Source organism: Amycolatopsis lurida (genome assembly GCF_900105055.1).
GTDB classification, from domain to species: Bacteria; Actinomycetota; Actinomycetes; order Mycobacteriales; family Pseudonocardiaceae; genus Amycolatopsis; species Amycolatopsis lurida.
This window is the reverse complement of sequence record NZ_FNTA01000004.1, coordinates 6,210,237-6,224,025: the sequence shown is the minus strand read 5'-3', so window position 1 is coordinate 6,224,025 and position 13,789 is coordinate 6,210,237. Positions and strand designations below refer to the sequence as shown.

The 13,789-nt window shown below is 64.0% G+C and carries 14 protein-coding genes; 2 read left to right on the top strand and 12 right to left on the bottom strand.

Going from position 1 to position 13,789, the window contains the following annotated elements; translation table 11 throughout:
* Positions 1 to 16: 16 nt before the first annotated feature.
* The 12 genes from BLW75_RS34830 to BLW75_RS34775 form a co-directional block, all read right to left on the bottom strand.
* On the bottom strand, positions 17 to 1,297 hold the full coding sequence (locus BLW75_RS34830) for an NAD(P)/FAD-dependent oxidoreductase (RefSeq protein WP_034323698.1): 1,281 nt from the start codon (positions 1,295 to 1,297) through the stop codon (positions 17 to 19).
* The gene (locus BLW75_RS34825; protein ID WP_091599018.1) at positions 1,290 to 2,141 is read right to left on the bottom strand and encodes a 4Fe-4S domain-containing protein; all 852 of its coding nucleotides are present in this window, start codon (positions 2,139 to 2,141) and stop codon (positions 1,290 to 1,292) included. Before BLW75_RS34825 ends, BLW75_RS34830 begins: the two co-directional genes overlap by 8 nt.
* A complete protein-coding gene (locus BLW75_RS34820; RefSeq protein WP_241784142.1) occupies positions 2,138 to 2,866 on the bottom strand; it encodes a DUF4142 domain-containing protein in 729 nt (242 codons plus the stop codon). Before BLW75_RS34820 ends, BLW75_RS34825 begins: the two co-directional genes overlap by 4 nt.
* Positions 2,867 to 3,376: 510 nt before the next feature.
* Positions 3,377 to 4,579 (bottom strand): ATP/GTP-binding protein, encoded by a 1,203-nt coding sequence (locus BLW75_RS34815; RefSeq protein WP_241784136.1) that lies wholly within the window; start codon positions 4,577 to 4,579, stop codon positions 3,377 to 3,379.
* Between the two features lie 215 nt (positions 4,580 to 4,794).
* The gene (locus BLW75_RS34810; RefSeq protein ID WP_034323693.1) at positions 4,795 to 6,267 is read right to left on the bottom strand and encodes an SCO6880 family protein; all 1,473 of its coding nucleotides are present in this window, start codon (positions 6,265 to 6,267) and stop codon (positions 4,795 to 4,797) included.
* The gene (locus BLW75_RS34805; protein WP_034323691.1) at positions 6,267 to 7,397 is read right to left on the bottom strand and encodes a TrbL/VirB6 family protein; all 1,131 of its coding nucleotides are present in this window, start codon (positions 7,395 to 7,397) and stop codon (positions 6,267 to 6,269) included. Before BLW75_RS34805 ends, BLW75_RS34810 begins: the two co-directional genes overlap by 1 nt.
* Before the next feature lie 7 nt (positions 7,398 to 7,404).
* Positions 7,405 to 7,707 (bottom strand): hypothetical protein, encoded by a 303-nt coding sequence (locus tag BLW75_RS34800; RefSeq protein WP_034323725.1) that lies wholly within the window; start codon positions 7,705 to 7,707, stop codon positions 7,405 to 7,407.
* 4 nt (positions 7,708 to 7,711) lie between these two features.
* Positions 7,712 to 8,464, bottom strand: a complete 753-nt coding sequence (locus BLW75_RS34795) for a hypothetical protein (RefSeq protein WP_143055406.1) — start codon at positions 8,462 to 8,464, stop codon at positions 7,712 to 7,714.
* Positions 8,457 to 9,557, bottom strand: coding sequence for a C40 family peptidase (locus tag BLW75_RS34790; protein WP_034323687.1), 1,101 nt, complete (start codon positions 9,555 to 9,557; stop codon positions 8,457 to 8,459). Before BLW75_RS34790 ends, BLW75_RS34795 begins: the two co-directional genes overlap by 8 nt.
* Positions 9,557 to 9,925, bottom strand: a complete 369-nt coding sequence (locus BLW75_RS34785) for a hypothetical protein (RefSeq protein WP_241784134.1) — start codon at positions 9,923 to 9,925, stop codon at positions 9,557 to 9,559. The genes BLW75_RS34790 and BLW75_RS34785 overlap by 1 nt, the downstream gene beginning before the upstream one ends.
* Before the next feature lie 462 nt (positions 9,926 to 10,387).
* Positions 10,388 to 10,936: a hypothetical protein gene (locus BLW75_RS34780; protein WP_091599012.1), complete on the bottom strand. Its 549-nt coding sequence runs from the start codon at positions 10,934 to 10,936 to the stop codon at positions 10,388 to 10,390.
* Between the two features lie 401 nt (positions 10,937 to 11,337).
* A complete protein-coding gene (locus BLW75_RS34775; RefSeq protein ID WP_279627456.1) occupies positions 11,338 to 11,748 on the bottom strand; it encodes a transposase in 411 nt (136 codons plus the stop codon).
* A 53-nt stretch (positions 11,749 to 11,801) separates the two neighbouring features.
* Here BLW75_RS34775 and BLW75_RS34770 point away from each other — a divergent pair, with 53 nt between their 5' ends.
* Together BLW75_RS34770 and BLW75_RS44020 are read left to right on the top strand one after the other, a co-directional pair.
* Positions 11,802 to 13,091 carry an IS256 family transposase gene (locus tag BLW75_RS34770; protein WP_143055441.1) on the top strand — a complete coding sequence of 430 codons (1,290 nt, stop codon included), beginning with the start codon at positions 11,802 to 11,804 and terminating at the stop codon, positions 13,089 to 13,091.
* A 31-nt stretch (positions 13,092 to 13,122) separates the two neighbouring features.
* On the top strand, positions 13,123 to 13,470 hold the full coding sequence (locus BLW75_RS44020; RefSeq protein ID WP_143055405.1) for a transposase family protein: 348 nt from the start codon (positions 13,123 to 13,125) through the stop codon (positions 13,468 to 13,470).
* Positions 13,471 to 13,789: the final 319 nt, after the last annotated feature.

Sequence of the window (13,789 nt, the reverse complement as noted above, 5' to 3'; positions counted from 1 at the left end):
TTCAGTGACATGCGAGTCAGACCCGGAGGAATTCGGGACGCCGATCAGGTTTCGATGTCCTAGCCTCTGTGGCCTGGCCGGTCTCCGGAACTCGTCCGAGTTCCACCGGCCGGAGCAGCGGCGCCCTGTCCACGAAGGTCTTGGCGTAGTTCAAGACCGCCGTCGAGTTGTCGAAGCCGATGACCCCGACCAGGGAACCGTCCCGGTAGTACCCGGTCACAGAATGCCCGCCCGGTGTGCCGGCATCCATCGGCTCGCGCTCCGTGCCGACAGCCGGCATGCCCGCGGCCTGGATGCGAAGACCATGTTGTTCGGACCAGAATCTAGGAACCGGCATGAAAGGCGTGGCGGAACCGCGCCCAGTCAGCAGGTTCTCAGCCGCCGCTCGTCCCATCTCGATCGCGTTCGTCCAGTGCTCGACACGACGCGGTTTGGTGTCGAACCGTAAGTTGGGCCAGCTGGCGACGTCCCCTGCCGCGACGACGTCCTCCAGCCCAGCCACATGGCACGTTGCTTCGCACACCACGCCGTTGTCCAGCTGCGCGCCCGAATCGCGCAACCACGAGACCGCAGGAACCGACCCCACGGCGACGACCACGAAAGCCGCGTCGAGCTGCCTGCCGTTGGACAGCCTGAGATTGACCCGCGATCCACTGGACGCCCACTGCTCGATTCTCGTACCGAGCTGCAGCTGAACACGATGCCGGCGGTGTAAGTCGGTCAGCCGCTGCGCATGTCCCGCATCAAGTAGATTGCTCATCAAAAGCTTCGAATTCCCGATAAGGACGACGTTCTGTCCGAGGGACCGGATGCTGGATGCCGCCTCACAACCGATGAAGCCGGTACCGAGAACGGCGATCGGGTCCCGTGCGCCGGTGAGGGCTTGTCGCAGGCGTTTGCTATCCGCAATCGTGCGGAGCACCGCGACGCGGGAGCCCGCCCGCATTGCCCCGGGGAGGCGGCGGGCCTCGACTCCGCTGGCGATGATCAGACCGTCGTATTCGAGTTCCTCACCACCGGGCAGGTGCACAACGCGCCGCGTGGCGTCCAGTTGTGAAGCCAGTGTGTTCAAACGCCACAGAGCATCGAGATCATGTGTCGGCGCAGTGATGATGTCCTTCAGGCCGAGTTCGCCCGTCAAGAACTGTTTTGTCAGTGCCGGCCGGTAAACCGGCATGGACGATTCCGAGCCGATGATGACGATTTCTCCGTCAAACCCCAGTTCGCGCAACCGTTCGGCGGCGCACATACCCGCCAGCCCGGCTCCGACGATCACAATTCGCGGCAGCTCAGCCATGGTGATTCGTTCCTTCCAGCTGAATCGCTCTCATCGGACATGATCGAGCTGCGGAAATGACGTCCAAATTGCGCGTCACCTCAGGATTCTGCCGGTATGCAAGCCTGCCGTCTTCGCGCAACTGGAATACGTCCGGTGCTTCGGCCTGGCAGAAGCCATAACGATGACAACGCTGGTTGTCGACACTGATTTTCAAAGGCGCGCTCTTGCCGACCTGCTTCTGCGTGACGGCGGCGGCCTTGTCAGCGATAAGGCCGATTTTCACGAGCAGCGATACCGGCAGGAACCTCACCGTGGTCAGCGCGATCGCAGGAGCGAGGACCGTGATCCCGGCGAGCCACATCACCTGGAAGTTGCCGTTCGACCATGCGCCCCACCATGAGTGAACGACACCCAGGGCGATCGCGATGTATGCCGTCTGATGTAGACGAAGCCAATTTCGATACCGGATGAACCGGTGCATCCCCGCCGTGATGGCGACGGCGACCATCATCTCGAACGAGAGGATGCCCAGACCGTGCCGCACGTAGCCGTTCAAGAACGGGATGAGCACTTGGGTGCCGACAAGGACCTGCTCGTCGAGGAAGAGCATGCCGAACCCATGTACGGTCGCCGTCGCGATGGCGAACGACGCCAGCATCACATGCCCGGTGCGCAACGCTTGGTGCCCGGTTGTGCGCTGGATCCAACCAGTGGTGGTCAGAATGCCCCAGCATAGGGTTAGGCACATGGCCAGGTAGGCAATACGGGCGGACAATGCGACTACAGATCGCACACCGACGTCGTTGGACGTGTACCCCGCAGCCAGGACTGTATCTGTCAGGCTCAAAACCGATCTGATCATTCGGTCGACACTCCATCTTCAGTTGTCACCGAAGCCCGGCGAGAGGCGAGCCGAACGGCCACCAACGTCCCGAACGCCACCGCAAGTGCCAGCCCGATTCCCATCACGAGTTCGGCAATTGTCGGCGTGGGTTGGTACGGCGCATCGGTCCCGGCGTGCACGGCGACCGAATCGGAATCCGCCAGACCTGTACTTTCCAGCAAGGCCATGTGCCGGGCGACATAGTCTGTCGCAACCTGGGCGAGCGAGCGGACCACGTCGTTCTGGGTGGTTGCCCGTACGGTGGCGACCTTCATGAAGACCGAACCGTGCGCGGCTCTTGTGAGCGTGACGTACAGTCGGTCGCGTTCGTCTCCGCTCGCTGCCTCGATCTGCCGTCGCCAGCTCTCCTGCTGGGGCGTTGCCGCACCGGGAAGCTGGACGTTGAGACGGGCGGCGGCTTGTTCGTTGTACGTGTTGAGCGCGTGGTGTTCCCGAGCCAGCTGTTCACCGACCGCCTTGACTCCGGGATTCTTGCTCTCTTTCGCCACCAGGTCGCTGGTTGGCGCCTCCCAGAACCCTGCCTGGGCCACCGCCACGAGCACCGCCACGTCCGCGGGGTACAGAGGTCCGAACGGAGCGTCCATATTGGTACGCTTCTGCTCGTCCTTACCGGGGACTTCTGTATTGTACCCAGACGTCGTCGAGATGCCACAGGAAGTCAGTGCGGCCATCAGGGCGACCACGGTCAAGAGCCGGACGATTCGAAACCAGCGGTCCGCGGCGCGGGGGGTCGACTTGTCCGTGCCCAGAGCGAAGAGGGCCTGCTTTTGTTGGCAACCGGTTTGCACGTACGTTCCGGACGAGCACCCAGTGCGCACTCCTGAGCGGTGGCACTTTTTCACGGCGCAACCCCCTTCCGGTGTGCTCTGGCTCAACTGGTACAAGCCCCGTAATTGGTGCAATCAGTTACGCACTCTGAGCTAGCTGCTCGGAAGTGGACCGGTGCACAGATAGCTAGTTCGTACAGTCGGTATGCCCTCAAAGGCACGAGGCCGAGGCACAGGAGCTCCTGAAAGTCGATCTGTCCGGATTCAGGATTGGCCACCGATTACGTTCCGATCAGAACCGGCCCCGCATCAGGTTGAACCGGGTGGCCCCTAAGCGAGGCAGCGACTGCGCTTTCCTCGGTGTGCAGGGATCAGCCGCACCACGTAGACCGGAAAACCGTCCGCGAGGGTCGCTGCCCCCGCAGGTCAGTTTCGACCGGTCAGTGCGGCGTCAGTCTCCGTGAGACTGACTTCGGCGGGCGAGCGGATGTGCTGCACCAGCAGGGGAGCCTCCGAGCCGATCTTCGCCAGGAATGTGCCCCGCCCAAGCCCCATGATCGTGTCCTCGATCCCTGGAGGAAGGTCGTAGAGCTCGGCGCACGCCAGTGCGTCACTGCGGAGGGACTGCCCGAAGATGAACACCGTCTCGGCTTCCTGCAACAACGATCGTGCAGCCGAACCGGGCGGCAGATCGGACACGTGGTGAAACCCCGCCAGCGTGGCCAAGCCGAGGCCGCGCGCGAGCTTGGTGTTCCGCTGGAACACCCGGCCGAGCGCCCCTTGCGCGACGTGCCACCCTTCTTCGACGACGTTGACCGTCTGCATCAACTTTTGTGACCGTTGGGCGAGCATGTTCGTCTGCCAGGTGTTGATCACGGTCATCACGATCCGCAGCGCGGGGCCCTCCACCGGCAAACTGGAGAGGTCGAAGTGGACGAGCCCGCTGGAGTGGTCCAGCTGCACTTCGGGCGACGTTTCCTCATCGACCAGGCCAGCGAGATCTTCTTCGATCATTCGTTCCAAGGCGAAAGCCGGGTCGAAGCCCCATTCCCGCAACTCTGGTCGAGTGACGCCGATAGTTTCTGCGGCATGGTCTTCAGGGTGGATGAGGTGGTGGACCACGTCGCCGATGACGGCGACCCGCTTCCTCTCCTGCGCGTCCCTGGTCGCCGCGAGCAAGGCGATCCGCAGCGCTTTGCCCTCGCGTTCGGTAACCCCTCGCCCGAGCGCCTCCGCCAGAACTGCGCGCAGCAGCATCATCTGGCCGGTCGGCCGCCCCGCCGCGCCGGTCGGACTTCCGGGCTCGCCCAGCGCGATGACCGGGTCGAGCACGTTGAGCCTGCTACCGGTTCCGTCGACGGTGAACCGGATAGACGGCGCTCCGACCGCCTGTGCCAAAGATGTGTACTCGCCCTGGCCGGCTTGCATCTTCTTGTCGAGCACGACTACGCGCCGGCCGGCGAGGAGCAGCTGCCGAAGGGTGCCCCACGTCTTCAGCAGAGAGCTTTTCCCCTTGCCGACATCACCAACTACCGCGACGTTCGGCGCCGAAACAAGTTTGTCGGCGTATGCAATGAAGGGGTCGTGGCACACCAGCTGCCCCGACAACCGGTCCGTGCCGAGGATCAAGCCCCGGTGCGTCGTCGGTGGCGACGACAAGGCCAAGTTCAACGCTTCGGCCTGCCGCGTGGTTGACCTCGCCCCGGCTTCCCGCGGCTCGTACCATCCGGCCCGATCCAACCAGCGAGAGCGCCTTGGCTCACGCCGGCCTTTCCGGTTCGCGTCGGGCCGGGGCGGGCTGGCCACCGGCTCGAGCGGGGATTTTTCCGTAGCCTGCCGAACCGTCATCCGGTCACCGCCATCCCCCGCGCCAGCGGGTAGGTGGCGATCGCGGCGGCGTCGTGCCAGGTGTCCTGCCATTCCAGCCTCCCGATCGCGCAGTTCGCGGCCGCGTTCGCCACCCGTGTGGAGGCACGGGCGAGTTCCCCTGTATCGGCCGCGGTGACCGAGAGCGACATCGTCCAGTTGACGCCGTGGTGGCCACCGCCGGGCGCGAGGTCGGCGAGCCTGCGCTGAGACGCGGACAGCAGCATCTCGTCCGTACCGTCTCCGACCTGCCCCTTGGCGGCCGCGCTGTGCCTGCTCGCGCCGTCGACCGCGACGTCACGGACCGCTCGAGCCCGGGCGATCCGCGCCGGGACGAACTCCATCCGCACGCTCAGCGTGCGGATCACTGCGGGGTTGACCTCCACCAGCAGTGGCGCAAGCCAATGCGAGCCGAGCGGCACGGCCGCGACCGCGTCCGGCGGAACCGTCGCGACCCGGTGCAGCCAGCGGCCGCCGACCACCAGGTGACCCCGCTCGGCATGGTAATCCTGCCAGCAGTTGCTCCAGCGGACGCCCTCGTGCTGGTCCACCGGGTAACTCGGATCCTGCATCGACCGCAGGATCGCACAGGACCGCTGCTCTCCCAGCACCCGCGGTCGGACTAGGTCCGCCCGGCTCACCAGTTCGGCCAGCCGAGCCAGTTCTTCCCGAACCAACCCGGCCCACCCTGCTTCGCCTTGGCCGTAGCGGCGGGCAGCGGCCGCGAAGTCACCAGTCAGCGGAAATCTGGCCACCAGGTAGTTCCGATGCTGCTCCGCAGTGTGCGTGGTGAGGTCGACCAGGTCTTCGTAGGAGCGAACGAGGGTCTCGATCCCCGGCCGATCGGCCACTCGGGCCGCGACGAACGTGCGATGTCGTGCGGGGTCGTGCGGCAGAATGCGGTTGATCTGCTGCAGGCCGCGGATGTACGAACCGTCCCGGGCCAGCTGGGACAGCATTACCCCGTACCGCGCCGAAGCCGCTTCGAACTCGGCGGCGGTCCGCAGCCGCTGCGGCTGCCCTTCGACCTCCATGATCACCGACAGGTACGGCGTCTCACCAGGATTGCCGTGGCGGAGGACGAACATGTCCGCGTGCGGCGTGCCGACGAGGTCCAGCGGCGCCACCCTGCCGACCGGCGGGGGCAGTACCGGCTCCGCCGCCCCTGGGCCCGCAGCAAACACCGTGACGCCCCGCCACCGGCGCACGAGGAAGCGCCAGCCACGGACCCAGCCCGCCGCCAGCGAACGCTGCCCGTTCCACGGGTACAGAACGGCTGCGCCGAGAGCGCAGACGCCGATGCCTGAGATGGTCCCGCCGAGACCACCGATTCCCAACCACAGCCAGACGGCGACCAGCGCGGTCCCTCCCAGCGCGACACCGGTGCGACCATCCACCTTGCCCAGAAGGCCGCGACCAGCGATTTCACCACCCAGAATCGAGGTGCGCATCAGGTTGTCCCCCGGTTCTTCGGGGTCAGCACCTCAGTGCGCACGGACTCGTCCAAGTAGCTTCGTTCCGTAGACCCCGGACGTTCCTTCGGCTGACCGCGGTCTCGCTGCGGCATGTTCCGATTCCGTTGCCCTTGCTCATAGGCCTGTTCGATCGTGCGTGCCAGGCCGCCATCAGCCGGGTTCGGCCCGACCGACGGCGGTGAAACCACCGTCACCCGGTCCAGCGAGCCGACCGCTGGCCCGCGGAGACCGACCGGCGCCGCACCCGCCGACTCCTGACGTACCGCACGCGCCCCGCCCATCACCGGAAACTTCCGCACGAGCAGAAGAGGCCCGGCGCTCGACAAAACCAGCGTGACCGCCAATAGACACAACTGGATCAGTCCGGCTACGCCGTTCGCTTCCTCACCAACAGCCCCAAACGCACCGAAGGCCGCAGCTAGTAACAGGAAAAGGAGTGGTTTGGCGCACACGAGACCGAGCCAGATCCCTGGCACTCGCAACGCCTTCAGCCGCCACTGCGGATGCACGAACATCCCCCAACCGATTCCGGCGATGATCCCGGCGACCGGTAGTCCGATCTTCTCCACGGCGAGGACGATGAATACGCCCAGCGCGCCGACGACGATCAGAAGGGCCACGAGCAGGCCGACGAATGTGCCGCCGGGCAGCTTGTCGGCGGTGATGCCGGCAAGGGCGTCCACTCGGGAGCTGCTCTTCCCGATGGTGGTCGCGCCCCAGTCAACGATTCCCTTGGTGATCGCGTTCGCGACGTTGAGCACGAGTACACCGATCGCCGGAGAGAAGGTGATCAGGAAGACGGCCGACGGCAAGTACTTGAACAGCGATTCCCGTAGGTCGTCTCGTCCGCCGCGCCGCATGCTGTGAACGACCGCGAAGACAGAGGAAAAGGCCATGATCACGAGGCCGATGCCGGCCGCCGCGGCGTACTGGGTGAGAAAGCCAGGCGACGACGGTGTGACGTCGCCCTGCGCTCGTAGACCGTTCAGCACCTGCTTGACCAGGTCGAACGCCGACGAGTGTACCGAGTTTGCGAGCTCGTCGAGGGGCGTCGCCGGATCGGTGACGAAGTCTGCCTCGTGAAGGTGACCGCCGAAGTCTGGCATCCAACCCTCAGAACACAGCCAGGATGGCGCCGAAGATCAGGCCCAGGCTGGTCAACACGCCGAGGCCGATCACCGATCGCTTGAGCGACGCGGAGTGGTCCGCGACCGACGTCTGGTAGCCGTGACGTTTCGCCGACTGCAGCTCCAGCGTCGCCCGAATGGTCCCGAAGGCGGACACGACGAACGCCAGGCCCCAGACACCGCCCAGGAGCTTCTTCCATGCGGCGTTGAAATCGACACCGAAGACATCGAAGTTCGGGACCACGCCGTCGAACGGGTTCGGTGACTGGGCGAGTAATTGGGAGATCATCAACTCATGGCCTTCCCGTAGTCACGGACATCAAGGGGAACGATGTGCTGGCGGGAGAGACGACGTCGCCACCGGGCGGTACGGAGCCCTGCAACGAGCGCAAAACTGCCTCGGCAAGTGGCTTCCACTGCGCGTGGTCATCGTTCGGCACGCTGTCGCGGCGCAGCTTGATCCGCACGACCTTCGCCTTCCGTGCCCTGAAGTACCGAAGGATCCTGCGAGCGAGCTTCCGATTCCGACCGGTTTGAATGGCCGCAACGATGGCCGACTCGGCCAGTTCGGATCGCCCTTCAGTGGTCAGCTTGTCCAGTAACCATTGGGCCGCATTCGCAGCCTGAGAATCGTCGGGCACCGATATTACCAGTTGGTCGGCTGCCGCCGTCTGCCGTCGCCAGTCGACGCCGCTCAGGTCGGAGGGCATATCGGCGATAACGAGGTGGTCCGACCTGGGACTGCCGCTCCCGTTCCCGAGTCGAACGTTCGCGTGGGTGGTCTCGAGGACGCTGTGGAGCCTCTGAGCCACCAGGGTCTTGCAGGATCCCGGTTGAAGGTTGATCACCGCGATCATGCCGGAGACTGCAGACTCGGCCGGTACAGGCGGGTCCGGCTGCAGTGGATCACCTGCGCTTTTCGGCTTGCGGGCCGCGGCAGATCGCTCTGGGCGAGGCGGACCCTTTTCCTCTTGCGCGGCCAAGGCCACCGGCTTGGTCAGATCGATAGGCTGCTCGACCTCATAACCTGGAGGGTTCTCATGCATGCTCGTCAGGCCCTTCTCCTGGAATCGGCCGGACGGCTTCCGACCGGAAGTCACCACCCGTTCGGACCGGGGAAACCTTCACAACGTCACCACTCTGCGGCGCCTCCACCATGTAGGGGACGCCACCGACGACACCGAGAAATATCGTGACGTGATGCACAACGGCGCCGTAGAAGAGCAAGTCCCCCGGGAGCGCCGCAGACCACGGGACGACTGTCCCCCCACCTGATCGCTGCACTTGCGAACTATGCGGCAAGGAGACACCCACCTGCCCGTAGGCGTACAAGACCAAGCCGCTGCAGTCGAAACCCACCTTCGCGAAGTCCCCATGGGCGTCGGCCACGCCGCCGTCACGAATGCCCCTCGACGGCCCCGCCGTAGTGCCTCCGCCCCAGGCGTACGGAGTACCGAGCCAGGAAAGGGCCGCAGCGAGCACCTTCGCTGCCTCGGGCGTCGGCGCTTTGACGGACCCGGTGATGCCCGCCGTCTGCGGCAATTCCACGTCGACTCCGTCGGTACGAATCGAGGTTGGGCCACTCTGTCCCGCTGCGCAGGTCATCGCGGCCGTGCCGTCGTACAGGACTCCGGCCAGCGACTCGGCCAGTGGCTGCCACGGCGCGTACTTCGCCGCTCCGGCCCCGCTGGCCTGCACCACCTGCCCGATATCCGCGTTAGACCGCGGATCTGAATCGTAGTCCGGCACCCTGGACAGGAGGACGGTAAAAAATCCCTTGGCCGACATACCGGGATCCGTCCGGTCATACCCCACGTACGCGTTGGCCGGTCCTGGGGCGATCTGCTGGAAGGCTCCGGTCGCCCGGCCGACGACCACCGTAGCGTCGAAAGTGGACTCTTGCCTCGCCACCTGCAGGCCAATGATCGCCCCGCGCTTGGTGATCGCCATCCCTTTCGCCGTGGCAACGATGCGTTTGGCGACGTCGAGTTGCGGCAACGTCAGATTCGGAACATCGACCGCCTGGCCCGTGGGGGTGCCCACGCAGTTCAAAGCTTGCGCCCGTTCTGGTTGCGGCAGAAGGAGAACAAGTACCGCCACACCGGATATCGCGCCGATGAGAAGAGTCCGCGAGCGCATCAGCCGGCCTCCACCTCTTCGTCGACTAGCCAGCGTCCATCCGTCTGCCGGACGATCCTCCGCACCGACTGGACACGTTCGCTCTGAAACGCGGTGCCTGCCACCGAGTCGACGCGGCGAGCCGAGAGCACCAGGTAGCTGACGTCGGCACCGTGCGGTGCTTCCGGGCTACGCGTAGCGGAGATTTCGTCGCATCCACTGCTCAGCTGCTGTGCTTGCGCGGCGCGATAGGTGTTTTCGTCGTCACCCTTTTTGCGGTCTGCTCGGATCGCAGCGGCTGTCTGGAAGCGCGAAGCACGATCGAGATTCGCATTCATCGGCTCACGCCAGTCGACTACGCACCACTGACGCAACCATTCGACGCTCACCGCTGACGCGCTCGCGAAGACCGCAGGATCATCGGGCCGCGTCGCCGCCAACGACGAGAGCGGCGGAACGGAAGACACATTGGGCTGCAACGGTGTTCGAGGGCCCACAGTCATCACTGGCAGCCGTGTCGTCGATCCGGTTGGTGGTGGTCGCGACGACTGTCCATCCGTCGTTGCAGCAGGCGGCTTCTGACCAGCACATCCAGCGAAGCCTGGGACGGCGATCAGCACAAAGAGTAGAACCAACCGCATCGCCTTCACCTCCGAAAAGCAGACCAACGGACTTCCGCAGTCTGGGCCCGGATCGCCAAGATGCCCAGCGCCGCTCGAAATATATGTCCGAATTGCGAACGGCCGGGGTGCACGAGGGCAGACGGTCGCGTGTCCGCCCGGCAGTCGGCCGACCTGACGGGACCCAGCAGACCGGCTCGCCAAGTTCGGGACCTCGCTCGTCCAGCCTGCTCAGAAACCCCAAGCGCGACGCAACCGCTCACCCGGATGCCAGAATTCCCCCAAGGCGCCCGTGATCTTGAGTTCTTTTAGTTGTTCGAGTGATGCCGGCCAGATTTGGACCAGCGCTTTTGCACTTCCGGGTGATCGAAGATCAAAGTGGTTACCTACTTCGGCCGACGCTTGCACGTGATAACGGACGCGATAGTCTCCTGCCCCTACGGGGAGTGGATTCAGTTCGCACACCAGCGTGCGTGACCAGTCTAGCACCGCCGGTCTGCCCGTCACAGACGGGTAGCTAAATTCGATGACATCTTGGAACTGTTCGACGACATCGACCGGTTCTTCGCGATGTATCTCGATCGCAACACTCGCCAGGCTCGCATACGATGGCAACTGCAGTTTGAGGTTGCCAGCTGATGCCGTCACCATGCCTGACCACGTCGACACCAGATGGTTGATCAGAGAAGTATTCTCCACGAGGTAGAAAAACGGGTGCCGGACATCGAGCTCACACACCGTACGACCCGGGCAGGTCACTGCATCTTCACTGGCAGGCATAGCCAGCTTTTTACCAGAAACCGGTGCTCACTTCCTCACTTTGCCGCAAGAAGAGGACTTCAGTCATCATCTTCTGCCCAAAGAACCGCACACGGCAAGTCGCTTCAGGATGCCCATGATGACGGCAGTGACTGGAGTTATCCGCAGACGACAAGACACAAGAAGGCGTCAGAACTGACAACCTGAAATCAGGCCGTCATAATGCGGGCCGGGAACAGGAAGTAGTTTCGAGATAAGCCTTCATTCAGCCGGGCTTTAAGGTCGAGATCATCGAGCTGCGCCACCTCCGGATCACTCGTTCGACCAGGCGACGAAGGCCTTGAAACTAGTCAATATCATTGTGCGCCCGTGGTCGCACAAAACTAAGCGGGACGAGCTAGTGTTCCGTGATTCTGGTGTCGTTACTTGGCGTTGTTGTCGACAAGTTTCTTGATGTTGATCTGAACGAGGTGGGCCTTGGCGAGGATCTCGTCGGCGGTGGCGGTCCAGGCGAACGGTGTGGGGTTGCTGTTCCAGGTGGTGATGTAGTCGCGGATTTGAGCGATGAGCACCTTGACCGAGGCGAAGGTGCCCCGGCGGATCGACCGGCGGGTGATGATTGAGAACCATGCCTCGATCTGGTTGATCCACGAGGATCCGATGGGGGTGAAATGCAAGTGCACATGCGGGTTTTTCTCCAGCCAGGCCACAATATCCGGCGTGGTGTGCGTGGACAGGTTGTCCAGCACCACGTGGATCTGCTGACCCGCGGCGTGCGGCGTGTCTGATGTTCTGTGTATGAGATCGACTTCGTGTCGATTGAGGGAGTACACAGTTGTTCGTGACTGATGAGGATGTCGAGCCGGCCAGGCGGGCGGTCAACGACATGGTGGATGCCGGCCTTCTTGATCATCTGATGTCCAAAGTGGATGATGGTGTGGCGTTGACCGGGGAGGGCGGGTTGCTGCCTGAGCTGGTGAAAGCTGTCCTGGAGCGTGGTTTGCAGGCCGAGCTGACGGGTCATTTGGGGTATGAGAAGGGTGATCCTGCCGGTCGGCTGGTCGGTAACTCCCGTAACGGATCGACGCCGAAAACGGTGTCCACCGAGGTCGGTGACGTGGATCTGGCCACTCCTCGGGACCGGGCGGGCTCGTTCGAGCCCCGGCTGGTCCCGAAGGGCTCACGCCGGGCCGGCGGCCTGGACGAGATGATCATCTCGCTCTATGCCGGTGGCATGACGGTCCGCGATATCAGCCACCATCTGGCCCGGACGCTGGGCACGGAGCTCTCCCACGACACGATCTCGAAGATCACCGACGCGGTGCTCGACGAGGTCAAGGCCTGGCAATCGCGGCCGCTGGACGAGATCTACCCGATCATCTACCTCGACGCCCTGGTCGTGAAGGTCCGCGACGGCCACGCCGTGCGCAACAAGGCCGCTCACATCGCCGTCAGTGTCGATCTTGACGGCGTGAAGCACGTGCTGGGGATCTGGGTCCAGGCCACCGAAGGGGCGAAGTTCTGGGCCGGGGTCTGCGCCGAGCTACGCAACCGCGGAATCCGGGACGTGCTGATCGTGTGCTGCGACGGGCTCACCGGATTTCCCGAGGCCATCGAGGCGACCTGGTCGCAGACCACCGTGCAGACCTGCACCGTCCACCTGATCCGCGCGGCGATGCGGTTTGTGTCCTACACCGACCGCAGGAAGATCGCCGCCGCACTGAAACCGATCTACACCGCGCCCACCGCCGACGCCGCCCGCCTCGAGCTCGACGCGTTCGCCGCGTCCGACCTCGGAAACCGCTACCCCGCGGCGGTCATGACCTGGGAAAACGCATGGGAACGGTTCATACCGTTCCTCGAGTTCACCCCGGAGGTCCGCAAGATCATCTACACCACCAACGCGATCGAGTCCCTGAACTACCAACTCCGCAAGGTCATCAAGAACCGGGGTCACTTCCCCAACGACGACGCGATCATCAAACTGCTCTGGCTGGCGATCCGGGACATCGAGGACAAACGAGCACGTCAACGAGCCAAGGAGAAAGGCCTGCCACCAGCCGAACGCCGCGCCCCCGCCAAACTCGTCGAAGGCGCCACCATCCAAGGCTGGAAGAAAGCCCTCGGCTCCCTCGTCATGACCTTCCCGGAACGCATCGCCCACTACATCAAATAGAACCCCATTTCCGATCACTTACACAGAAAACTTGACAGGCCCCCGCGTGCGGCGCGACGGCTCGTTTCAGGAACGCCAGGAAATCCGCGCGGCGTCGACCAGCAATTCTGGGGGAGCGAAAGTCATGGCCGACGGCGGCTACCAGGGCAACGCGGAGGTGATCATGCCGTATCGCAAACCCCGCAAGGGACAATCACCGTTACCGCAATGGAAAGAGGACCTCAACACCGTCCACGCGAGCGTCCGCGCCCGTGCCGAGCACGCCCCGGCACACATGAAGACCTGGAACATCCTGCGCAACTGCCGCCGCAAACGCGACGGCGTCTCGCACGCCACCCGCAGCATCGCCCTCATGCACAACCTGACCATGACGGTCTGACGGCCATGTCAACAACGGACAGCTCCGCCCTCACCCCAAATCCACCAACACACTTGATCATTACGGGACAACCTTTAGGGGTACGTCAAGGTTCGTGATCTTCTGCGAAGTCGGTCTGAGCATGAGGACGGCCTATGGCCTGCGATGATGCGAGTTTCTGCACCAGCATCGTTGCAGCACCCGAGACCACCATCGTCAGTGTCGCATCTGGCGGGATTCGCTCTCTTCCCAGCGGGTCGGGTATCGACGAATGGAAGCTTGGCTGTGCCGGAGCGGATGCCGGGAAGAGGGCCTGTTCCGCGTAGGCCACACCGGTGTT